The 22,695-nt window shown below is 69.5% G+C and carries 22 protein-coding genes and 1 tRNA gene; 17 read left to right on the top strand and 6 right to left on the bottom strand.

From position 1 onward, the window contains the following. Positions 1-187: 187 nt before the first annotated feature. The 10 genes from ACFY5A_RS00640 (at position 188) to ACFY5A_RS00595 (ending at position 11,675) form a co-directional block, all read left to right on the top strand. Positions 188-2,608, top strand: coding sequence for a DNA polymerase III subunit gamma and tau (locus tag ACFY5A_RS00640; RefSeq protein WP_387231197.1), 2,421 nt, complete (start codon positions 188-190; stop codon positions 2,606-2,608). Beyond that, entirely contained in the window at positions 2,608-3,201 is a 594-nt protein-coding gene (recR, locus tag ACFY5A_RS00635; protein ID WP_341941499.1) for a recombination mediator RecR, read from the top strand. The genes ACFY5A_RS00640 and recR overlap by 1 nt, the downstream gene beginning before the upstream one ends. After that, a complete protein-coding gene (locus ACFY5A_RS00630; RefSeq protein WP_105674107.1) occupies positions 3,198-4,121 on the top strand; it encodes a DMT family transporter in 924 nt (307 codons plus the stop codon). The genes recR and ACFY5A_RS00630 overlap by 4 nt, the downstream gene beginning before the upstream one ends. Positions 4,122-4,236: 115 nt before the next feature. Next, a complete protein-coding gene (locus ACFY5A_RS00625) occupies positions 4,237-5,517 on the top strand; it encodes an aspartate kinase (protein ID WP_341941501.1) in 1,281 nt (426 codons plus the stop codon). 1 nt (position 5,518) lies between these two features. Further along, positions 5,519-5,971, top strand: coding sequence for a GNAT family N-acetyltransferase (locus ACFY5A_RS00620; protein ID WP_387231194.1), 453 nt, complete (start codon positions 5,519-5,521; stop codon positions 5,969-5,971). A 153-nt stretch (positions 5,972-6,124) separates the two neighbouring features. Further along, entirely contained in the window at positions 6,125-7,198 is a 1,074-nt protein-coding gene (locus tag ACFY5A_RS00615; protein ID WP_105674105.1) for an aspartate-semialdehyde dehydrogenase, read from the top strand. 87 nt (positions 7,199-7,285) lie between these two features. Beyond that, entirely contained in the window at positions 7,286-8,758 is a 1,473-nt protein-coding gene (locus ACFY5A_RS00610; RefSeq protein ID WP_105674103.1) for a malate:quinone oxidoreductase, read from the top strand. A 7-nt stretch (positions 8,759-8,765) separates the two neighbouring features. Further along, positions 8,766-9,377, top strand: a complete 612-nt coding sequence (locus tag ACFY5A_RS00605) for a thymidine kinase (protein WP_341941504.1) — start codon at positions 8,766-8,768, stop codon at positions 9,375-9,377. 317 nt (positions 9,378-9,694) lie between these two features. Continuing rightward, positions 9,695-10,393, top strand: coding sequence for a FadR/GntR family transcriptional regulator (locus ACFY5A_RS00600; protein WP_387231191.1), 699 nt, complete (start codon positions 9,695-9,697; stop codon positions 10,391-10,393). A gap of 22 nt (positions 10,394-10,415) precedes the next feature. Next, positions 10,416-11,675, top strand: a complete 1,260-nt coding sequence (locus ACFY5A_RS00595) for an alpha-hydroxy-acid oxidizing protein (protein ID WP_387231189.1) — start codon at positions 10,416-10,418, stop codon at positions 11,673-11,675. A gap of 60 nt (positions 11,676-11,735) precedes the next feature. On the opposite strand, the gene ACFY5A_RS00590 is transcribed toward ACFY5A_RS00595, so the two are convergent. From ACFY5A_RS00590 to ACFY5A_RS00570, 5 genes are all read right to left on the bottom strand, one after another. After that, positions 11,736-12,491, bottom strand: coding sequence for an HAD-IIB family hydrolase (locus tag ACFY5A_RS00590; RefSeq protein ID WP_387231187.1), 756 nt, complete (start codon positions 12,489-12,491; stop codon positions 11,736-11,738). Next, positions 12,488-12,952: a VanZ family protein gene (locus ACFY5A_RS00585; RefSeq protein ID WP_223586029.1), complete on the bottom strand. Its 465-nt coding sequence runs from the start codon at positions 12,950-12,952 to the stop codon at positions 12,488-12,490. Before ACFY5A_RS00585 ends, ACFY5A_RS00590 begins: the two co-directional genes overlap by 4 nt. A gap of 67 nt (positions 12,953-13,019) precedes the next feature. Next, positions 13,020-13,096: transfer RNA gene (locus ACFY5A_RS00580), tRNA-Pro, on the bottom strand. Positions 13,097-13,187: 91 nt separating this feature from the next. Continuing rightward, complete coding sequence (locus tag ACFY5A_RS00575) at positions 13,188-14,129, bottom strand: metallophosphoesterase (protein ID WP_387231185.1); 942 nt, start codon at positions 14,127-14,129, stop codon at positions 13,188-13,190. Further along, positions 14,126-16,690 carry a transglycosylase domain-containing protein gene (locus ACFY5A_RS00570; protein ID WP_341941514.1) on the bottom strand — a complete coding sequence of 855 codons (2,565 nt, stop codon included), beginning with the start codon at positions 16,688-16,690 and terminating at the stop codon, positions 14,126-14,128. Before ACFY5A_RS00570 ends, ACFY5A_RS00575 begins: the two co-directional genes overlap by 4 nt. Positions 16,691-16,768: 78 nt before the next feature. Here ACFY5A_RS00570 and ACFY5A_RS00565 point away from each other — a divergent pair, with 78 nt between their 5' ends. Continuing rightward, positions 16,769-16,993 carry a hypothetical protein gene (locus tag ACFY5A_RS00565; RefSeq protein WP_105674089.1) on the top strand — a complete coding sequence of 75 codons (225 nt, stop codon included), beginning with the start codon at positions 16,769-16,771 and terminating at the stop codon, positions 16,991-16,993. Then, a complete protein-coding gene (locus ACFY5A_RS00560; RefSeq protein WP_341941515.1) occupies positions 16,990-17,448 on the top strand; it encodes a RidA family protein in 459 nt (152 codons plus the stop codon). Before ACFY5A_RS00565 ends, ACFY5A_RS00560 begins: the two co-directional genes overlap by 4 nt. A 74-nt stretch (positions 17,449-17,522) precedes the next feature. On the opposite strand, the gene acs is transcribed toward ACFY5A_RS00560, so the two are convergent. After that, the gene (gene acs / locus ACFY5A_RS00555) at positions 17,523-19,490 is read right to left on the bottom strand and encodes an acetate--CoA ligase (protein WP_223586030.1); all 1,968 of its coding nucleotides are present in this window, start codon (positions 19,488-19,490) and stop codon (positions 17,523-17,525) included. Between the two features lie 391 nt (positions 19,491-19,881). Between acs and ACFY5A_RS00550 the strand changes: the two genes are divergently transcribed. From ACFY5A_RS00550 to ACFY5A_RS00530, 5 genes are read left to right on the top strand one after another with little or no spacing between them, the layout of a single operon-like run. Then, positions 19,882-20,895, top strand: a complete 1,014-nt coding sequence (locus ACFY5A_RS00550; RefSeq protein WP_341941517.1) for a TadA family conjugal transfer-associated ATPase — start codon at positions 19,882-19,884, stop codon at positions 20,893-20,895. After that, positions 20,889-21,785, top strand: coding sequence for a type II secretion system F family protein (locus tag ACFY5A_RS00545; RefSeq protein ID WP_387231182.1), 897 nt, complete (start codon positions 20,889-20,891; stop codon positions 21,783-21,785). The genes ACFY5A_RS00550 and ACFY5A_RS00545 overlap by 7 nt, the downstream gene beginning before the upstream one ends. Positions 21,786-21,818: 33 nt before the next feature. After that, the gene (locus ACFY5A_RS00540; RefSeq protein WP_105674079.1) at positions 21,819-22,016 is read left to right on the top strand and encodes a DUF4244 domain-containing protein; all 198 of its coding nucleotides are present in this window, start codon (positions 21,819-21,821) and stop codon (positions 22,014-22,016) included. Next, positions 22,016-22,366: a TadE family type IV pilus minor pilin gene (locus tag ACFY5A_RS00535; protein WP_387231180.1), complete on the top strand. Its 351-nt coding sequence runs from the start codon at positions 22,016-22,018 to the stop codon at positions 22,364-22,366. Before ACFY5A_RS00540 ends, ACFY5A_RS00535 begins: the two co-directional genes overlap by 1 nt. Further along, positions 22,366-22,695: a helicase gene (locus ACFY5A_RS00530; protein ID WP_387231178.1), complete on the top strand. Its 330-nt coding sequence runs from the start codon at positions 22,366-22,368 to the stop codon at positions 22,693-22,695. Before ACFY5A_RS00535 ends, ACFY5A_RS00530 begins: the two co-directional genes overlap by 1 nt.

The raw sequence follows: 22,695 nt of genomic DNA, 5'->3' as shown, positions 1-22,695 counted from the left end.
CCCCCTCTGCTCGTCGGCGCAGCACCTGATTGACGACGATCAGGTGGGGCGCCGGCGGTCAGGTGGGGCGTCGTCGTCGGCGCGGGGATGAGCGGATGCCGGGGCGCGGGTGAGCGGATGCCGGGCGGGGCGCGAAGTCCCTCGAGGGGGAGCCCCGAGTGTCCGTGGTACGCCGTAGGCTGGTCTGGTGACTACAGCCCTCTATCGCCGCTACCGGCCCGAGTCGTTCGGCGAGATGATCGGGCAGTCCCAGGTGACCGATCCGCTGATGACCGCGCTGCGCGGCGACAGGGTCGGCCACGCCTATCTCTTCTCCGGCCCTCGCGGCTGCGGCAAGACGACCTCGGCCCGCATCCTGGCGCGGTGCCTGAACTGCGCCGAGGGCCCGACCGACGTCCCCTGCGGGAAGTGCCCGAGCTGCATCGAGCTGTCGCGCGCGGGCGGCGGATCCCTCGACGTCGTCGAGATCGACGCGGCGAGCCACAACGGCGTCGACGACGCGCGCGATCTGCGCGAGCGCGCGACGTTCGCACCGAGCCGCGACCGGTACAAGATCTTCATCCTCGACGAGGCGCACATGGTGACGCCGCAGGGCTTCAACGCCCTGCTCAAGCTCGTCGAGGAGCCTCCGGAGCACGTCAAGTTCATCTTCGCCACGACCGAGCCCGAGAAGGTGCTCGGCACGATCCGTTCGCGTACGCACCACTACCCGTTCCGGCTCGTTCCGCCTGCGGCGATGCTGGAGTACGTCGAGAAGCTGTGCACCGAGGAGGGCGTCGTCGTCGAGCAGGGAGTCCTCCCGCTCGTCGTTCGCGCCGGAGGTGGATCGCCCCGTGACACGCTCTCGCTGCTCGATCAGCTGATCGCCGGTTCCGACTCGCCCGCCGGCTCGGAGACCGTGACCGTCGCGTACGAGCGCGCCGTGGCTCTTCTCGGCTACACGCACGCGACCGTGCTCGACGAGATCGTCGACGCGCTCGCTGCGGGTGACGCGGCCGCCGCGTTCCCGGCGATCGACAAGGTCGTGCAGACCGGGCAGGATCCGCGTCGATTCGTCGACGACCTCCTCGAGCGGCTGCGCGACCTGATCGTGATCGCCGCCGTCGGCGCGGGTGCCTCCGCGGTGCTGCGCGGCATCGCCGCCGATGAACTGGACCGCATGCGCGAACAGGCGGCCTCCTTCGGCTCGGCCCGTCTCTCGCGCACCGCCGACATCGTGAGCGCCGCTCTCGACGACATGTCCGGCGCGACGTCCCCTCGGCTGCATCTCGAGCTCCTGGTCGCCCGCGTCCTCGCCGGGGGAGGTGCGGATGCCGCGGCACCCGCGCCCGTCTCCGCCGCTGCTCGCCCCGCGGCGGCTCCGGCCCCTGCATCCGCGGCTCCCGCTCCGGCAGCCTCCGTCCCTGCTTCCGCTGCTCCGGCTCCTGCTCCTGTTCCTGCGGCTCCCGTATCAGCTCCGGCAGCCCCCGCACCGGCGGCTCCAGCGGCTCAGACGCCGGCCGTCCCGCCGACGCCTGCGCCCGCGGTCGCCCCGCGAGGGAGCGGAGCGGGCGAGACAGAGCGCGGTGAGATCTCCGCGGACTCGGCCGCTCAGCCGGCGCCGGATTCCCCGTCGACGTCTGAGGCTCCCGCCGCGGCATCCGCTTCGGCGCCGTCCGGCCCGGTCACCTTCGAGCGCATCTCGGGGTCGTGGTCGGCCGTCCTCAAGCGTCTCGAAGACATCAGCCGCACGTCCTGGCTGCTCGCCACCGCGGTGCAGCCGCTCGCGTTCGACACCGCGAGCGAGGTGCTGACTCTCGGATTCACGAGTCAGCACGACGTCCAGAAGTTCAAGGGGACGGTTCCGGGTTCTGGTCCGTCCGACCATCTGCGCACGGCGATCGAGCAGGAGCTCGGGGTGACGGTCAAGTACCGCCCGGCCCCTATGCCCGCCGGGGGTGCACCGCGACAGCCCGCGGCCGCCTCGTCGCCCTCTTCTCCGTCCGGCGATGCGCCCGCTTCGGAGCCTGCGTCAGCGGGGTCATCCCGTCCGCAGGTCCGCAGTGATTCCGCCGGTCCCGTCACGGAGTGGGCCGTCGCGTCGATCCCGTCGGCCGGCGGGCAGGGGGCGGCCGCGGGCGGAGGGGCGGAGACGCCGATCCCCGCAGCGTCGACGTCGGCTGCGCCGGTGCCGGTGACCGCGGCGTCGGTTCACGCTGCGCCGACTCCGGCTACTCCTTCTCCGTCCACGCCGGGATCGACGGCATCCGCTGCCCCGTCCGCGCCCGCGACGTCGGTCTCCTCATCGCCGACCGGGGCATCGCCGGTGTCCGTCGATGAGCCCCCGCTGCCCGATGAGCCGCCGTACTACGACGACGAGCCGCCCTACGACCCCGCCTACGAACCGGCGATGTCGAGCGCTCCGCCCCGGCGCCCCGAGCAGAGCGCACCGGCGCCGGCAGCGGCATCCGCCGCTCCCGAACCCCGGCGCTCCGCACCGGCGCCCGTCGTCACCGAGCGCACCCCCGCCGGGGGAGTGCAGCGCTACGGCGAGGCCGTGATCCGCCAGGTGCTCGGCGCGACGTTCGTGCGCGAAGAGCCCTACGAGCCCCCGACGAGGTTCTCCTGATGTACGACGGCATCGTCCAAGAGCTGATCGACGAGTTCGGGCGGCTTCCGGGCATCGGCCCCAAGTCCGCTCAGCGCATCGCGTTCCACATCCTGCAGACGCCGACGTTCGACGTCGCGCGCCTTGCGGAGCTGCTCACCGAGATCCGCGTGCGGGTGCGGTTCTGCGAGATCTGCGGCAACGTGTCCGAGCAGGACCGCTGCGCGATCTGCCGCGACCCCCGCCGCAACCCGGCGCTGATCTGCGTGGTCGAAGACGCGAAGGACGTGGCGGCGATCGAGCGCACCCGTGAGTTCCGGGGGCTGTACCACGTGCTCGGCGGAGCGATCAGCCCGATCGCCGGCATCGGCCCCGACGACCTGCGCATCGCACAGCTGATGACCCGCCTCGCCGACGGCACGGTCCAGGAGGTCATCCTCGCGACCAACCCGAACCTCGAGGGCGAGGCCACGGCGAGCTACCTCAGCCGCCTCCTCACCACGATGCAGATCACGGTCTCGCGACTGGCCTCCGGGCTCCCGGTCGGCGGCGACCTCGAGTACGCCGACGAGGTCACCCTCGGACGTGCCTTCGAGGGCCGGCGCGTCCTGTGAACGCCCACACCGGCTTCACCCGCCGGGGGTGGCTGCTCTTCGCGGCGATGTGCCTGCTGTGGGGCGTGCCGTACCTGTTCATCAGCGTCGCTGTCGAGTCCATCTCGCCGCCGGCCATCGTCGCCGGACGCACCCTCATCGCGGCGCTCCTCCTGCTGCCGTTCGCGATCCGCTCCGGCGCGCTCAGAGCCGCTCTCAAGATGTGGCCGTGGGTGCTCGCCTTCGGTCTCGTCGAGATGGCCGGCCCCTTCCTGCTGCTGGGGCATGCCGAGATGACACTGCCGTCGGGCATGACCGGGCTGCTCGTCGCCACGGTGCCGCTGTTCGCGGCCCTGATCGCCCTCGGCGGCGGCGACCGCGGCGTGCTGCGCCCCGCTCGCGCGATCGGTCTCGTCGTCGGCTTCATCGGCGTCGCGATCGTCGTCGCAGGACCGGGTCTGTTCGGCGGGCACGTGAGTCTGCTGGCGGCCGGCGAAGTGCTGCTCGTCGCGGTGCTCTACGCGATCGCGCCGTTCATCGTGGCGCGCAAGCTCGGCGATGTGCCGTCGATCGGCACCATCACCCTCTCGCTTCTGATGATCGGCATCCTGTACCTGCCGATCGCGCTGCTCACCCAGCACCGGATGCCCACCCTTCCGTCGATCGGGGCGCTGATCGCCCTCGCCGTCATCTGCACCGCGGTGGCGTTCCTCGCCTTCTTCGCCCTGATCCGCGAGGTCGGCCCGGTGCGCGCCCCGCTGTTCACCTACGTCAATCCGGTCGTGGCGATCATCCTGGGCGCCATCGTCCTCTCCGAGCCGCTGACGCTCGGACTCGTGATCGGCTTCCCGTTGATCATCGCCGGATGCTGGTTCGCCGGCACGGGCGGACGACTCCGCCCAGCGGCATCCGCTCCTGCGCCGCTGCCGCCCGCGCCCTGACTGCCCCCGTGATCACGGACGCCCCGAGCCCGGCCCCGTCACATGCGCGTCGGCGCATACGGGGTCTCCGTAGAATGGGCGTGGGCGGATCCGCCCGACATCCCAGGGAGTGAACGTGGCCCTCATCGTGCAGAAGTACGGCGGCTCCTCTGTCGCCGACGCAGAGAGCATCAAGCGCGTCGCCAAGCGCATCGTCGACACGCGTCGCGCGGGGCACGACGTGGTCGTCGCCGTCAGCGCGATGGGCGACACCACCGACGAGCTGCTCGATCTTGCCAACGAGGTCGCGCCGATCCCTGCGCCCCGCGAGCTCGACATGCTGCTGTCCAGCGGTGAGCGCATCTCGATGGCGCTGCTCGCCATGGCCATCCATTCGATGGGCTTCGAGGCGCGGTCGTTCACCGGCAGCCAGGCGGGCATGATCACCGATTCGCAGCACGGCGCCGCCCGCATCGTCGACGTCACCCCCGTGCGGCTGCGCGAGGCCCTCGACGAGGGGGCGATCGTGATCGTCGCCGGCTTCCAGGGCTTCAATCGCGACACCCGTGACATCACCACTCTCGGCCGCGGCGGCTCCGACACCACCGCCGTCGCCCTCGCGGCGGCGCTCGAGGCCGACGTGTGCGAGATCTACAGCGACGTGGACGGCATCTTCACCGCCGACCCCCGCGTCATCCCGAAGGCCCAGAAGCTCGACCACATCACCAGCGAGGAGATGCTCGAGCTCGCCGCGAACGGCGCCAAGGTGCTCTACATCCGCGCCGTCGAGTACGCACGCCGTCACGGCGTCCTGATCCACGCCCGTTCGACGTTCTCGTCGTCCGAGGGCACCTACGTTCTGGGCGAGGGCATGAAGAACCCCCGCGAATCCGAGGGAGCAGACATGGAAGAGCCGATCGTCGCTGGAGTCGCCACCGACTTCAGCCAGGCAAAGATCACCGTCGCCGGGGTTCCGGACGTTCCCGGCAAGGCCGCCGAGATCTTCAAGATCGTCGCCAAGTCGGGCGCGAACGTCGACATGATCGTCCAGAACGTCTCCGCGACCGGGCGCACCGACATCTCCTTCACCGTGCCCAAGGCGGATGCCGCCGCGGCGCTCAAGGCCCTGGCGGGCGACCAGACCGAGGTCGGCTTCCAGAACCTCATCCACGACGACCAGATCGGCAAGCTCTCGGTCGTCGGGGCGGGCATGCGCACGCACTCCGGTGTCTCGGCGACGCTCTTCGAGGCGCTGTCGGCCGGCGGCATCAACATCGAGATGATCTCGACCTCCGAGATCCGCATCTCGGTCGTGCTGCGCGACACCGACCTCGCCGAGGCCGCGCGCACCGTGCACACGGCCTACGGGCTCGACGGCGATGCCGAGGCCACGGTCCACGCCGGCACCGGTCGCTGACATGCCGCTCGTCATCCGGCCGATCGAGTCAGGTGACAGAGAGGCCTGGGCCCGGTTGTTCCGCGGGTACCGCGACTTCTACGCACTCGAGCCGGACGAGTCGGTCATCGACGCTGTGTGGCGGTGGCTGCTCGATGACGCACACGAGGTGCAGGGGCTCATCGCCGTGCGCGACGGCGTCCCCGTCGGTCTCGCGCACTGGCGCAGATTCGCGCGCCCCTCGCGGGGTGGCGCTGCGATCTTCCTGGACGATCTGTTCACCGACTCCGACGCCCGCGGCGGCGGTGTCGGCTCTGCTCTCATCGCTCGTCTGCAGCGGATCGCCGCGCATGAGGGGCTGCTCGAGGTTCGCTGGATCACGAGCGAGTCGAACACGGCTGCTCAGCGTCTCTACGATCGTGTCGCCGTGCAAGCCCCCGTCCGCACCTACATCGCCGGGCCGTCGGCATCCTGACATCGACGGTGTGAAAACCGCCACGACGACCTGGGCGAGTTCCCCGCCGCGGTAGACTCGCGGAAACCCTGACATCGGCGCCAGGCGCGGCATCCGCATCCCGACGCTGCGCCTCGCGCTTCGCACGCAGTACGTACGACGCCAAGGAACATCATGACCCGCATCTCCGACTCAGGACTCTCCGTCGCCATCGTGGGCGCCACCGGCCAGGTGGGCACCGTGATGCGCGAGATTCTCGCCGAGAGGTCCTTCCCGATTCGCGAGCTGCGGCTGTTCTCGTCGTCGCGATCGGCGGGCACGGCTATCGAGTTCGGCGGAGCGACCGTCATCGTCGAAGACGTGGAGACCGCGGATGCCGCGGGCATCGACATCGCGCTCTTCTCGGCCGGCGCGACCGCCAGCCGCGCCTACGCCCCGCGCTTCGCCGAGGCCGGCGCCGTCGTCGTCGACAACTCCAGCGCCTGGCGCAACGACCCCGAGGTGCCCCTCGTGGTGAGCGAGGTCAATCCGCACGCGATCGACGAGCGCCCCAAGGGCATCATCGCGAACCCGAACTGCACCACGATGGCCGCGATGCCGGTGCTGAAGGTGCTGGATGCCGAGGCAGGTCTCGAGCGCCTCATCGTCTCGACCTACCAGGCGGTGTCCGGATCCGGCCTCGCCGGAGCGCAGGAGCTGCTCGGCCAGGTCGAGGGCGTGCTCGCCCAGGGCGACACCCTCCGTCTCGTGCACGACGGCTCCGCGGTCGACTTCCCGCAGCCGGAGAAGTACGTGGCGCCCATCGCCTTCGACGTCATCCCGTTCGCCGGCAGCCTCGTCGACGACGGCGACAACGAGACCGACGAGGAGAAGAAGCTCCGCAACGAGAGCCGCAAGATCCTCGAGCTCCCCGACCTCCGCGTCGCGGGAACCTGCGTGCGCGTCCCCGTGTTCACCGGGCACTCGCTCTCCATCCACGTCGAGTTCGCGCGGGACATCACCCCTGCGCGCGCGACCGAGGTCCTCGCGGCGGCGCCCGGCGTCGTGCTCGAAGAGGTCCCCACTCCGCTGTACGCGGCGGGCAAGGATCCGAGCTTCGTCGGCCGCATCCGCGCCGACCAGTCGGCGCCCGAGGGCAAGGGTCTCGTGCTGTTCATCAGCAACGACAACCTCCGCAAGGGCGCGGCGCTGAACGCGGTGCAGATCGCCGAGGTCCTGGCCGAGCGACTGAGCGTCGCGGCGTCATAGCCCGAGAGCATCCTGGCCATGCGGATCCGGTCTGACCGGCCGGTCCGTGTGGTCAGCCGGGTCGTGCCCGCGAACTAGACTGTTCTGGTGACCGAAACCGTCGATGTCGTCTTGATCGGTGGTGGCATCATGAGCGCCACCCTGGGTACCCTGCTGCACCAGCTGCAGCCGGATTGGAAGATCGTCGCCTTCGAGCGACTCTCCGATGTGGCGCAGGAGTCGTCCAACCCCTGGAACAACGCCGGAACCGGTCACGCGGCGCTCTGCGAGCTGAACTACATGCCGCAGACGCCCGGTCAGCCGCTCGACCCGGCCAAGGCCGTCTCGATCAACGAGCAGTTCCAGCAGAGCCGCCAGTTCTGGTCGTCCCTCGTCGAGAAGGGCGTCCTGGACGCGCCGAAGACCTTCATCAACGCGACCCCGCACATGACGTTCGTGCGTGGCGAGAAGGACGTGGCGTACCTGAAGGACCGGTACGAGGTCCTCAAGAAGCAGCCGCTGTTCGACGGCATCGAGTACAGCGAGGACTCCCGGGTCATCAACAAGTGGGCGCCCCTGCTCATGCAGCAGCGCCGCAAGGGCGAGCCGTTCGCGGCGACCCGTGTGCCCGCAGGCACCGACGTCGACTTCGGCGCGCTCACCCACCAGCTCTTCGATCACCTCACCGCCTCGGGCGTCGACCTGCGTCTCAACCACGAGGTCAAGAGCCTGAAGAAGCAGAAGGACGGCGGCTGGCTGCTCGGCTACCGCAACACCCTCGGCCACACCCCGAACCAGATCAAGGCGCGCTTCGTCTTCGTCGGCGCCGGCGGCTGGGCTCTCAAGCTGCTGCAGCGCTCCGGCATCCCCGAGATCAAGGGCTACGGCGTCTTCCCGATCGGCGGCCAGTTCCTCAAGACCTCCAACCCGAAGATCGTCGCGCAGCACCAGGCGAAGGTGTATTCGCAGGCATCCGTCGGCGCTCCGCCGATGTCCGTGCCGCACCTCGACACGCGTGTCGTCGACGGCGAGGCCTCCCTGATGTTCGGCCCGTTCGCGACCTTCAGCCCCAAGTTCCTCAAGCAGGGCTCGATGCTCGACATCGTCACCCAGGTGCGCACGCACAACCTCTGGCCGATGCTGCGGGTCGCCTTCGCGAATCCCGACCTGATCACGTATCTGGTGAGCGAGCTGCTGAAGAACCACCGCAAGAAGGTCGAGAGCCTCCGCACCTTCATGCCCACGGCGAAGGACGAGGACTGGACCCTCATCGACGCAGGTCAGCGCGCTCAGGTGATGAAGAAGGACGCCAAGAAGGGCGGGATCCTGCAGTTCGGCACCGAGGTCGTCTCCGCGGCGGACGGCTCGATCGCGGGTCTGCTCGGCGCTTCGCCCGGCGCGTCCACGGCCGTGCCGATCATGCTCGACCTGCTCAAGAAGTGCTTCCCGGAGGAGTACCCGAGCTGGGAGCCGGAGCTGCGCGCCCTCATCCCGACGTTCGGCGAGAAGCTGAACGAGGATGCCGCCGCTGCCGAGAGGTCAACGGCGGCGACCGCCGAAGTCCTCGGCATCAACGCGTAGTCGGATCGTGGCGAAGCTCTACTTCCGCTACGGCGCGATGAACTCGGGCAAGTCCACCTCGCTGCTCCAGGCCGCGTACAACTACGAGGAGCGCGGTCAGCACGTGCTGCTCGCGAAGCCGGCGATCGACACCAAGGGCGCCTCCGAGATCTCCAGTCGCCTCGGCATGACGCGTGAGGTCGACTTCCTCGTCGGCGCCGACGACGACGCCCGCGCCCTGTTCGCCGCGCACAACCGCGACAGGGACATCGCCTGCCTCCTGGTCGATGAGGCGCAGTTCCTCACGCCGGCGCAGATCGACGACCTGTTCCGGATCGCGATCGAAGACGGCATCCCGGTGATCGCCTACGGCATCCGCAACGACTTCCTCACGCACGCCTTCCCCGGCTCTGCTCGTCTGCTGGCGATCTCGCACTCGCTGGAGGAGCTCAAGACGATCTGCCGCTGCGGACGCAAGGCGGTGTTCAACGGCCGCGTCGTCGGCGGCCGTTTCGTGTTCGACGGCGATCAGGTCGCGATCGACGAGGGCGCCGAGGGTGAGATCGCGCCCGAGGTCACGACGTACGAGTCGCTGTGCGGCGCCTGCTACCTCCAGGAGTCCGGCGGGCGCCTGGGCTGACCGGGGCCCACGCCGTCTGACCCGGGCGTATGTCGGGCCGACGCGGGCCTGTGCCGAGCTGTCGGGGTGTATGTCTGGGCTGACGCCCGCTCTGCTCTGCTCTGCCCTGCCCTGTCTGCATCGTGCGCCTCGGTGGCGCCGTCCTCGCGTGATCTCGTCCTCGCGTTCACAACTCCTCATAGACGGCAGCATTCCTGCGCCCGACGGCGCGACAGCGTGCGATTCGCGCGTTCTTTGAGGAGTTGTGAACGTCGCTTGCGTGGTCTGACCACACGCGTTACTGTGGTCAGACCACACACTCGACCTCGGGAGGACGGATGCCGGAGCAGCCGCGCGCCTGGCGCCTCGTGCTGGAGCACATCGAGCGCGACCTCCTCGACGGTCGACTCGGACCCGGCGACCGCCTCGCGTCGGAGCGGGATCTCTCCGCAGATCTCGGCGTCGGCCGATCCAGCGTCCGCGAAGCGCTGCGGGTGCTGGAGGTCATGGGGCTGATCCGCACGGCGACGGGCTCCGGGCCTCAGTCCGGGGCGATCGTCATCGCCACGCCGTCCGGCGGGCTGTCGACGCTGCTGAGGCTGCAAGTGGCCGCCCACGGCTTTCCGATCGACGATGTCGTGCAGACGCGCCTCGTCCTGGAGGCTGCGGTCGTCACGGCACTCGCCGCCGCGCCCGACCGTGACACGGAGGCCGCGCACCGCGTGCTCGAGGCGATGGATGCCGGCGGACTCACCGCCGAGGAGTTCCTCGCCCTCGACGCGCAGCTGCACCTCGCCCTCGCCGAGGCGAGCGGGAACTCCGTGATCGCCGCCATGATGGCGGGACTCCGCACGTCGATCGAGTCGTACGTGCTGGAGGGGTCGGCATCCATCGGCGAGTGGAGCGCGATGGCCGACCGGCTGCGCGCCGAGCACCGCGCGATCGTGAAAGCGATCGACGGGGGAGAGGCGGATGCCGCCCGCGCCCTGGTGCACGCGCACATCACCGGCTACTACGAACACGTTCTGGGCCGCTGAGGCCCCCGACTGAAGGAGCACCATGGTCCAGCGCCAGGTCCCCAACCCTGTGGAGCTGCTCGAACTGATGAAGTTCAAGAAGCCCGAGTTGAACGGGAAGAAGCGGCGGCTCGACGCCGCGCTCACCATCGACGATCTGCGCACGATCGCGAAGCGGCGCACGCCCAAGGCCGCCTTCGACTACACGGACGGCGCGGCGGAGGGGGAGTTGTCGCTCTCCCGCGCGCGCCAGGCTTTCCAGGACGTCGAGTTCCACCCCGGCATCCTTCGTCCCGCACCCGACGTCGACACGTCCGTCGACATCCTCGGCGGCCCCTCGGCGCTTCCCTTCGGCATCGCGCCGACCGGGTTCACGCGTCTGATGCAGACCGAGGGCGAGATCGCGGGCGCCGGTGCGGCTGCCGCGGCGGGAATCCCGTTCACGCTGTCGACCCTCGGCACGACGTCGATCGAGGGCGTCAAGGCGGCGAATCCGCACGGGCGCAACTGGTTCCAGTTGTACGTGATGCGCGACCGCGAGATCTCCTACGAGCTCACCCGCCGGGCCGCGGCAGCCGGCTTCGACACCCTGCACTTCACGGTCGACACCCCTGTCGCGGGCGCTCGTCTGCGTGACAAGCGCAACGGCTTCAGCATTCCGCCGCAGCTGACCCTCGGCACCATCGTCAACGCGATCCCGCGTCCGTGGTGGTGGTACGACTTCCTCACGACCCCCAAGCTCGAGTTCGCCTCGCTCAGCACCACGGGCGGCACCGTCGGCGAGCTGCTGGACGCGGCGATGGACCCGACGATCAGTTACGAAGACCTCGCCGTGATCCGCGACCTGTGGCCCGGCCGGATCGTCATCAAGGGCGTGCAGAACGTCGAGGACTCCGTGCGGCTGAAGGAAGCGGGCGTCGACGGCATCGTGCTCTCGAACCACGGCGGTCGCCAGCTCGACCGCGCGCCGATCCCGTTCCACCTGCTGCCGTCGGTGCGCGAGGCCGTGGGCGACGACTTCACGGTCATGGTCGACACCGGCATCATGAACGGCGCCGATATCGTCGCTTCCGTGGCGCTGGGGGCCGACTTCACGCTCATCGGGCGCGCCTACCTCTACGGTCTGATGGCGGGAGGTCGCGCCGGTGTCGATCGCACGATCGCGATCCTGCGCAGCGAGATCGAGCGGACCATGCGGCTGCTCGGCGTCTCGTCGCTCGCAGAGCTGGAGCCCGCGCACGTCACGCAGCTCACTCGCCTGGTGCCTGTCTCCCGCGCAGCCGTCGAGGCGAACGCTCGCTGACCGTCACCGGTCGTCGAGCGACCGGCGCGAGATGACACGCGCTGTCGCTGACGCTCGTCCTCAGAGCGTCGACAGCAGCGCGTCGAGCTTGTCGGCCGTGTCCTCCCAGCCGTCGACGGCCACGGACGGCACGCCGAGGGCCAGCACGGGGTAGTCGTTGCCGCCCTCGTCGAGGCGGTCACCGTAGAAGAGCATGGCGGCCAGGGGGATGCCGGTGTGCTCGACGAGCTGCAGCATCCCGTAGGCCTTGTCGATGCCCGCGCGGGTGATGTCAATCGAGGTCGAGCCGCCGGCGCGCACCTCCAGTCCGGGCAGGCGGGCGGCCACGGCGTCGCGCAGGGCGAGGCGCTTCGCGCCGCTGGGGTCCCAGTCGTGCTTGGCGTCGCGCGGGGCCTTCTGCCCGAGGGCGGAGAAGGTGATCTGTGAGCCGCGGTCCTCCAGGATCTCGCCCCACGGCTCCGGCTCCCACAGGCTCAACCGTTCGGCCTCCTCGCGCAGCGCCGTCAGCGCGGCGGACTTCTCGTCGTCGGTGAGGTCGTGCGCGTAGGCGGCGGTGAAGCCGGTGCCGTCGTAGCGCAGGTAGCGGGTGCCGCACGTGGGCAGCAGGTGCAGGCGCGCGAGGTCGGCGGCATCCGCATCGACAAGCTGGGCGATCACCTGGCTGCGGAACTGCTCTTCGTTGCCGCCGGAGATGATGGCGACGTCGACGCGGCGCAGCAGCGCGAGGAGGAGGTCGGCGATGCGAGGGCTGATGGCGCCCTTCGACGGTGCGAGCGTGTCATCGAGGTCGAAGGCGACGAGGGCAGGCGAGGTCATGATGCTTCCAGGGTAGACGGGCGTGCGGAGACGCGTGACGGGAACGCCCAGCTGCTCAGCAGGCAGAGCGCGACGCCGATCGTGGCGCCGATCGAGTTCGCGATGACGTCGTTGATCGACGGGTCGCGGTTCGGCAGGGCGAGGAGCTGTGTGAGCTCGATGGCGATGGATGCTGCGGGGCCGACGGCGAGGGCGAGCCAGCGCGCGCGTCTGGGGAGGAACACGTACGCGACGATCCCCACGGGGATGAACACCAGGACGTTGGCTGCGACCTCGAGGGTCGTGAAGTCGAGCGAGGTCCAGCCCAACCGGTGGACGGCGCCGAGGACCAGGTCGAGCACGTTCGGGATCGACTGCTCCACACGGCGGGGAGTGAGCGCCAGGAACCCGATGAGGGCGAGGAAGGGGATGCCGATCACGAGGGTCGTGATGCGCGCGATGCGGCGCCGTCGTGTACTCACGTGCGTTCCCCCTCGCGTGTGTGCCGTACAGAGAAGGCCGCCCCTGAGGGCGGCCTTCCGGTGTTACTGGTCGGGGTGACAGGATTTGAACCTGCGACCTCTTCGTCCCGAACGAAGCGCGCTACCAAGCTGCGCCACACCCCGTTTTGCAACCCTCCGAGTCTACAAGAGAAGGAGCGGAAACGGCGAATCGGGGCGATCGAATCGACGGGGTGGATCGTGACATGCCCTGCGTTCACGCGCCTTGACGAGCCGTCAGCGTCAGCAGCGTCGCCTCAGGCCTGCATGCGAAGCGCACGGGGGCGTAGATCGAGTGGCCGCAGCCGGCGCTGACGTTCAGCGGCACGGTGCGGTGGTCGTGCGTCCACGTGCTCAGGCCCTTCGCCTGCTTCAGCGGGATGTCGCAGTTCGCGACCAGCGCGCCGAAGCCGGGGAGGCACACCTGACCGCCGTGCGTGTGTCCGCCGAAGATCGCATCGGCGCCGAGGTCGGTGAAGCCGTTGAGCACGCGCTGGTAGGGCGCGTGCGTCACGCCGAGAACCGAGGTTCCGGCATCCCTCGGGCCGAGGGCGCCTATCGCGTCGGGGAGCACATCGAGGCGGTCCCAGTCGCGGTGCGCGTCGCTCACGCCGAAGAGGTCGACGGTCTCGCCGGCGACGGTCAGGCGTGCGGCGGCGTTGTTCAGATCGGTCCAGCCGAGCTCGTCGGCGAAGAAGCGATCCATCGCCGCGGTGTCGAGCAACGGCGACTTCTGGTGCTTCTTTGAGGGGCCCATGAAGTATCGGAACGGATTGCGCGGGGAGGGCTCCGTGACGTCGTTCGAGCCGTGCACGAAGACGCCGGGGATGCCCGCGAACGGCTCGAACGCACGGCGGATGCCGTCGAGTCCGTCCCGGTGCCCGAGATTGTCGCCCGTGTTCACGATGAGGTCGGGCTTCAGCTGGGCGAGTGACGCCAGCCAGTCCTGCTTGCGGTGCTGCCAGGGCGCCATGTGCGCATCGGAGATGTGCAGCACGCGCAGCGGAGCGGAGCCCGGAGCGAGCGCGGATGCCGTCGCCTCCCGCACCGTGAAGAGGTAGCGCTCGATGCCGATGCCCCAGACCGCGGCGGCAGCGCCAGCGGCCCCCACCGCGCCGAGCGCGATGAGGGCCGGGTGGACCGTGCGAGATGATGTCACTGGCACGAGACCTGGATCGTCGCGCTCTTGTTGGCCGCGGTGCCCGCTGCGGGGTTGGTGCTCGTCACCTTCGCATTGGGCGGGTTGCAGCTGTTGTCGAACGCCACGGCGCTGAATCCGGCGCCGAACAGCGTATTCTGCGCATCCGATCTCGATTGCCCGATCACCGCCGCCGGCACGGTCGCGCCTTGGCCGTTGCTCGGGGAGAGCGTGATGGGGGTGCCCGTCGCGGCCTGACCGGAGGGGTTCTGCGCGGCGACGACGTTCGCCGGCAGATCGCTGTCCACGGCGGCGCCGACCGAGACCGTGAATCCCGCCTCGTCGAGGATCGCGGTGGCCTCCTCGATCGATTTGCCCACGACATTCGGGATGTCACTCTGCACCTGGCGGGTGAGCTTGTCATCGGGCTTGGGGAAGGCGTCGCCGTGATACACGGCGTTGGCCGCCCCCTGCATGGCACGTGCGATGGGGAAGCGCAGACGATTCAACGTCGTGCCGTTGTAGCTGGCGCGGGTGATATTGGCCTGTCCGTCACTGCGCCCCACCCAGACCGCGGTGGTGACCTTGGTGCTGGACTCGATCATCATCGTTCCCCAGGTCTCGTGCGTTCCGGTCTTGCCGATCAACGGAGTGCCGTCGTTCGGGTTGCCTGCGGTTCCTGTTCCTCCGCTGCGCATGGGGCCCTGGAGAGCGAATGCAGCAGTGGCGGCGACTTCGGGGGTGATGGTCCCGGGTGTGCAGGTCGAGCTCGGCAGGGTCATCTCTTTGCCCTCGGCATCGACGATGCGATCGATGGCGCGCGGCGTGCAATAGGTGCCGCCGCTCGCGACCGTCGCGTAGGCGCCGGCCATGGCGAGCGGCGAAATGTACTTGGAGCCGAGCACGTCGTAGGGGACGTTCTCATCTGTGGTCTTTCCGCCGTTCGCGAGCGTCACGCCCATGCGGTCGGCGACCTTGTTGATGTCGCAGAGGTCGAGCTTCTCCGCCATCGCGAGGAAACCGCTGTTCAGCGAGGCGGCGGTAAAGCTCAGGGGGGTGCCGGGGCCGCCGCTGACGTTGCCGGAGTTGCCGATCTTCTTGCTGCCGAACGGCACGGGCGAACCATCGCACTTCATCTTCGTGAACAGTCGGTTCGTCCCGTTGACGGACTCCCTGACCGAGTGCCCCTGCTCGAGCCAGTCGATCAGGGTGAACAGCTTGTACGTCGAGCCGACCGAGAAACCGTTCGAGCCGCCATGCGCCTTGTCAGTGGCGTAGACGAGCGAGCTGTACGCCTGATCGCCTTGGATGGTCTCGCTGAACGTGGTGTTCTGAGTCAGTGCGAGCACTCGTCCGGTGCCCACCTCGACCGAGATTCCTGCTGCGCCGAGGTACTGATTGTCGAAGTTCGGCGGTACGTTGGCGGCCATTGCTTCTGCGGCCGGACCCTGGATGCGCATGTCCAGCGTCGTGTAGATCTGCATGCCGCCGCGCCGGAGGTTGGCACGGCGGTCCTCCGGGGAGTCGCCGAACGCGGGGTCGCTTTCGATGATCGACTTCACGTACTGGCAGAAGTAGGCGTTGGACCCTGCGGTGCCGCAGCCCTGGGTGGTCGTTTTGATGGCCGGCGTGATGGGCGTTGCGTAGGCCTCGTCGTACTGGGCCTTCGTGATCTTGCCGTCGATGAGCATGCGCTCGAGCACGTAGTTGCGTCGCGTCAGCGTGTCCTTATAGCCGTCTGCCTCGCTGTTGTGCGCGACGCCGTCGCTCTTCGTCGTGTAGGTTCCGGCCGGGATGTCGATGCGGAGCGTGTTGGGTTCCTGCACCATGCCGGCGATGGTCGCCGCCTCTGCGACGGTGAGGTTCGCGGCCGACTTCGAGAAGTAGCGGTTCGCGGCGGCCTCGATGCCGTAGACCTGTCCGCCGAAGCTGGAGATGTTCAGGTAACCGAGCAGGATGTCGTTCTTCGAGTAGTCCTTCTCGATCTGCAGGGCGTAGCGCATCTCGCGCAGCTTGCGCTCGATGCCCTCGCTGCCGGAGGCGACCGCGTAGTTGAGCCAGCACTGCTGGACTTGATCCTGGTAGTCCGTCGCAGCCGGGTCGACCTTCTGTTCGCATTCCTGGATCTGCACGTTCTTCACGTACTGCTGCGTGATGGTCGAAGCGCCGCGGTCGGTGGAGCCGACGACGTTGCCGAACGCGGCCTTGATGGTGGCCCCGAGGTTCACCCCTCCGTGGTTATAGAAGTTCTTGTCCTCACTGGAGAGGATGGCATCGAACATCACCGGTGCAATCTGGTCGTAAGTGACGGGGACGCGGTTCTGCTCGTAGAACGAAGCCAGCGCGAACGGCGCGCCGTCTGTGCCTGTCGCGTAGATGGTCGACTGCTCCATGGGGGCGTTGACCTTGAGGTTCTCGGGGAGATCCTCGAAGAGGGTGAGGGCCTTGGAACCGGTGATGCCCGTCATTGCGAGGACGGGGGTGGCGCTGGCCGTGACGAGGAGGCCGGCTACGACGCTGAGTCCGACGAGCCCGAGGAGGCCGCCGAGCACGCTCTTCACCGTGCGATTCTGTTGGGGCATACGCTTGATCGTAGGGGAGTTCCCTGAATACCGCCTTTGACGCGATACGGCACGGATGCCGTCAGAACGAGGAGTGCCATGACCACGTGGGAGTACCTGACCACGCCGCTGCTGATCCACAACACGGCGGCGATCCTGAACAACTGGGGCAAGCAGGGCTGGGAGCTCGTGCAGGTCGTGCAGGGGCCTGAGGGAGGGCTCGTCGCCTACCTCAAGCGCCCGGTGACGGCGGACGCCTCTGCGAACGCCGGTCTGGCCGCCGCGGCCGAGGCTGCCCGCCAGTTCGAAGGAGGCGCGGCATGACCGTCTCCGCCCGTCTCGCCGAGCTCGGCATCGAGCTCCCCGCCGTCGCGGCACCCGTCGCGTCGTACGTCCCCGCCGTGGTGCACGCGGGTCTCGTCTACACCTCGGGTCAGCTGCCTTTCTCGGGCGGGGCGCTGCCGACGACCGGAAAGGTCGGCGCCGAGGTCACCGCCGAAGACGCGAACCTCTATGCGCGCACGTGCGCGCTGAACGCGCTCGCGGCCGCCGCGGATGCTGCGGGCGGCGTCGACCGCATCGCCGGCGTGCTGAAGCTCGGCGGCTTCGTCGCCTCCACTCCGGAGTTCACCGGCCAGCCCGGCGTCATCAACGGCGCGAGCGAGGTGCTGGGCGAGATCTTCGGCGAGGCCGGCCGCCACGCGCGTGCAGCGGTGGGCGTCCCGGTGCTGCCCCTGGACAGCCCCGTCGAGGTCGAGGTCGTCTTCATCCTCGCCTGACGGCATCCGGCATCCTGACAGAACGAGAACGCCCCTCCTGAGCTTTCAGGAGGGGCGTTCTCTTTCCGTTCGGTTTACTTCACCTGCGCGGAGATGATGCTCATGACCGCGGTGTCGGCCAGCGTCGTGGTGTCGCCGACCTCGCGACCCTCCGCGACGTCACGCAGCAGGCGGCGCATGATCTTCCCCGAGCGCGTCTTGGGGAGTTCGCCGACGATGTAGACGTCGCGCGGGCGGGCGATCGCGCCGATCTGCTCGCCGACCCACAGCCGCAGCTGCTGGGCGAGACCCGCAGGATCGTGCGCGGCGAGGTAGCTCTCCTTGATGATGACGAAGGCGACGACGGCCTGGCCGGTGGTCTCGTCCGACGCGCCGACGACAGCGGCCTCCGCCGTGGCCTCGTGCGCCACAAGGGACGACTCGATCTCTGCGGTGGAGAGGCGGTGACCCGACACGTTCATCACGTCGTCCACCCGGCCGAGCAGCCACAGGTCTCCGTCGTCGTCGAGGCGGGCGCCGTCGCCGGCGAAGTAGTACCCCTCGTCCTCGAACTTCTCCCAGTACGTCTCGCGGTAGCGCTCGGGGTCGCCCCAGATGCCGCGGAGCATGCTGGGCCACGGTTCGGTGATGACCAGCAGGCCGCCGTTGCCGTTGCCGACTTCGACGCCCGACTCGTCGACCACGTCGATCGTGATGCCGGGCAGGGGAACCTGGGCGGAACCGGGCTTGGTCGCGGTCACCCCTGGCAGGGCGGACACCATGATCGCGCCGGTCTCGGTCTGCCACCAGGTGTCGACGATGGGGGTCGTTCCGGCGCCGATCACCTCGCGGTACCACATCCACGCCTCGGGGTTGATGGGCTCGCCCACCGAGCCGAGCAGACGCAGCGACGACAGGTCGAACTTCGCGGGGATCGCGCGGCCGATCTTCATGAAGGAGCGGATGGCGGTCGGCGCCGTGTAGAAGATCGAGACCTTGTGCTTCTCGATGATCTCCCACCAGCGACCCGGGTGCGGAGCATCCGGCGTGCCCTCGTACAGCACCTGGGTCGCGCCGTTCGCGAGGGGGCCGTACGCCACGTAGCTGTGCCCGGTGATCCAGCCGATGTCGGCGGTGCACCAGAAGACGTCGGTCTCGGGGTGCAGGTCGAACACGTACTTGTGCGAGTAGGCGACCTGGGTCAGGTAGCCGCCCGACGTGTGCAGGATTCCCTTCGGCTTGCCGGTGGTCCCCGACGTGTAGAGGATGAACAGCGGGTTCTCCGCGGGGAAGGCCTGGGCCTCGTGCTCTGCGGATGCCGCAGGCACGACGTCGTGCCACCAGATGTCGCGGTCGTCGTTCCAGTCGACGTCGTTGCCGCCGCGCTTGACGACGAGCACGTGCTCGACGGTCTGCTGCTCACCGTCGCCGCGGTCGGCGAGGGCCTGGTCGACGGCGGGCTTCAGGGCGGAGACCTTGCCCTTGCGGTAGCCGCCGTCTGCGGTGATGACGAGCTTGGCTCCGGCGTCGTCGATGCGGGAGCGGAGGCTGTCGGCGCTGAAGCCGCCGAAGACGACGGAGTGGATCGCGCCGAGTCGGGCGACCGCGAGCATCGCCGCGATCGCCTCGGGGATCATCGGGAGGTAGATGGCGACGCGGTCGCCGTGGCCGATGCCGAGCCCTTCCAGGACGTTCGCCACGCGCTTGACCTCGTCGGTCAGCTCCGCGTACGTGATCGACCGGGAGTCGCCGGGCTCGCCCTCCCAGTGCAGGGCGACGCGGTCTCCGTTGCCCGCTTCCACGTGGCGGTCGAGGCAGTTGTAGGCGACGTTGAGCTCGCCGTCGTCGAACCACTTCGCGAACGGCGGCGTCGACCAGTCCAGGACCTGCGTGAACGGCGTGTGCCAGTGCAGCAGCTCGCGCGATTGTCCTGCCCAGAACGCCTCGCGATCGGCCGCTGCGCTCTCGTACAGAGCGGGGGAGGAGATGGACTGCGCCACGAACTCCTCGGACGGCGGGAACTGGCGGGTCTCATCGAGAAGATGGTCGATCTGGCTGCTCATCGGCAGGCGCTCCTTTGCGGCAAAGCTGTCGTGCACGGCAAGGCGGTGGGCGGCACGTTCAGGTCAACGAGAATCTAGTCTCGCGCATCTGCACCGCATACTGCCGAAAGTCGGTACTCGCCCTGGTTTTGTCAGGACGGTCGCCTTGCGTACACTCGACCACAGCCGAATTCTCATTCCGGCCTTGGCGTGCCAGATTCCCCCGATCGAGTGCCGCCGTGGGCGGCATCTCGTTCCCCCCGCGAGGTGCCGCCCTTCTTCGTTTGGGAGCGCTCCCTCGTCAAGGTGGTCTTCTCTGCACCGATGCGTGCTCGGAGCAGTTGTCCACAGCTCCCGGGGATGCGGCCGCTCGGGCGATCTGCGAGCACGACGACAGCCCTAGCGTCGGGGCATGAGCGATCCCTTCATCATCCGTCCACGCGGCGTCGAGCGGTCCGGTGCGGCCGCAGCGTCCACGCCTGCCGGTCCGCTGGTCGTCGATCCGCGGTTCGGTCCGCTCGTCGAGTACTGCGTCGACGAGGAGGTCACCGACATCTTCGTCAACGGCGCGTCCGGACTCTTCGTCGATCGCGGACGGGGAGCGGAGGCCGCACCAGGATGGGCGGCATCCGAACGCGAGGTCCGCGATCTCGCCGTCGGGCTCGTGGGGCTCGGGGGCAGGCACCTCGACGACCAGGCGCCCTGCGTCGACGTGCGCCTCGACTCCGGCATCCGCGTCCACGCGGTGCTCGCCCCCGTCTCGACGTCGGGCACGGCGCTGTCGATCCGCATCCCTCGTGTGCGTGCGGCCGATCTCGACGCCCTCGCGGCGCTCGGCGCCTTCGACGCCAGGCTGCAGGCGTGGCTGCTGCGGCTCGTCCACGAACGAGCCAACATCCTCATCACCGGAGGCACCGGCACCGGAAAGACCACGCTGCTGTCCGCGCTGCTCGCCGCCGTGCCGGAGACGGAGCGGATCGTGACGATCGAAGACGTCGCGGAGCTCCGCCCTCGGCATCCTCACCACGTCGCCCTCGAGGCGCGACAGGCCAATCTCGAGGGGGCGGGCGGTATCAGCCTCGCCAGGCTCGTGCGGGAGTCGCTGCGGATGCGCCCCGACCGGCTCGTGGTCGGCGAGTGCCGCGGCGAAGAGGTGCGCGAGCTGCTCACCGCTCTGAACACCGGGCACGACGGTGGAGCGGGAACCCTGCACGCCAGCGGGCTGAGCGATGTGCCCGCGCGATTGGAGGCGCTGGGCGCCCTCGCCGGGATGGACGCCACAGCCCTGGCGAGGCAGACGGTCAGCGCGTTCACGGTCGTCCTGCATCTGGCGAGGGCGCCGGGCGGTGCCAGGCGCATCGCGCAGACGGGGAGATTCATCATGAAAGATGATCGTCTCGACATCGAAGAGGTCATCCCGTGGTGAGGCTGCGGCGCAGGCGCCCCGTCGACACAGGGGCGGATGCCGCGACCTCCGTGCAGACTCTCGCGGTGCTGCTCCAGGCCGGAGCGGTTCCGCTCGTCGCCTGGAGGCACTTGGCGGAGACGGGCGACGCGCATGCGGCCGCCGTGGTGGCGAGAACGGATGAGGGCACTCCGCTCGTCGCGGCGATCGAGGCGGAGGGAGGGGCGTGGCTGGATCTCGCCGCCGCCTGGGAGATCGCGACGACCGTGGGGGCGCCGCTGGCCGAGGTACTGCGGATGATCGCGGAAACGCTGCGCGACGCGGCATCGGCCGCCGACGACGTGCGGATCGCGCTCGCCGAGCCCGCCGGCACCGCGAGGCTGCTGCTCCTCATGCCGCTGGCCGGTCTCCTGCTCGGATTCGCCCTCGGCTTCGACACTGTGGGCGTGATCGTCGGCACTCCGATCGGCGCGGCGTGCGTCGCGGCTGGTCTGCTGCTGATGTTCGCCGCGCGCACGTGGACGAAACGGCTCCTCGAGCGGGCGAAGCCGGCACCCGGGACGCCGGGCATGGAGGCTGAACTCGTCGCAGTGGCGCTGGCAGGCGGGGCCCCGGTCGAGCGCGCACTGAAGCTGGTGTCCGAGAGTCCCGCCTCGCGCCACGGCGGTCGCGACCGCATCGACACGGTGCTCGCGCTGTCGCGCGCCGCCGGTGTCCCGGCCGGCGAGCTGCTGCGGGCGTCGGCCGCCCAGGATCGTCACCAGGCGCGGATCGCCGGTCGGCTGCGCGCTGCGGCTCTGTCCACCAGGCTGCTGATCCCACTGGGCGTGTGCTCTCTGCCCGCCTTCATGCTCCTCGGCGTGGCGCCGCTGCTGCTGAGCGTGCTCACGACGACGTCGCTGTCCCTGTGAACGACAGGGACCACACAGAAAGAAAGGAACACCATGACCACCATCCCTCCTCTCACCCGTCGCCGCGCCGCGCAGCTGTTCGGCGACGACACCGGAGCCGCGACCGCCGAGTACGTCATCACGACGATGGCCGCCGTCGCGTTCGCGGGCGCACTCATCTTCGTCCTGCGCTCCGACGAGGTGCGCGGCATCCTCACCGACATGGTGCGCCGGTCGTTGACGGTGTCGTGATGAGCCGTCGCCTCGGCGCCGGCTGTGATCGCGGATCCGTCGCCGCCGAACTCGCCCTCGCTCTGCCCGCGGTCGTCCTCACTATCCTGCTCGGTGCGGGAGCCCTGAGCGCCGCCGCGCGCCAGGTGTCGCTGCAGGATGCCGCAGCCGACGCCGCACGACTCCTCGGCCGCGGAGAGGGGGCCGAAGCCGCGGCCGGAGCGGTGACCGCTGCTGTTCCCGGTGCGGGGGTCGCCAGCCGCGACGACGGCGGACTGGTCTGCGTCACCGCGAGCGTCGACGTCGCGATCGGCGGCGTCCTCACACTGCCGATGCGCGCGTCGAGCTGTGCCCTGAGCGGCGGCCTCTGATGGCGGGTTCGGCCCTGGCTGCCGGCGTCCTCGTCGTCACGGCCGGGCTGTCTCTCGGGCTCGCCGCCGTCGGCGGGGCGGCCGTGACGGCGCAGCGCGCGGCCGGTGCAGCCGACGCGGCGGCGCTCGCGGCTGCGGATGCAGCCTCCGGTGCCGTCGCGGCGTCGGAGGGGCCCTGCGCCCTCGCCGCACGCGTCGCGGCGGCCTCCGACACGGAGCTCACCGCGTGCATCCTGGAGGGGCTCGTGGCGACCGTCCAGGTCGAGGCGGCGTACGCTGGACTCGCTGCCGTCTCCCGAGCCCGAGCAGGGCCACCCGAGGGGAGTTGA

The sequence above is a fragment of the Microbacterium sp. NPDC012755 genome, from assembly GCF_042901325.1.
GTDB classification, from domain to species: Bacteria; Actinomycetota; Actinomycetes; order Actinomycetales; family Microbacteriaceae; genus Microbacterium; species Microbacterium natoriense.
This window is presented reverse-complemented; position numbering and strand designations above follow the sequence as displayed.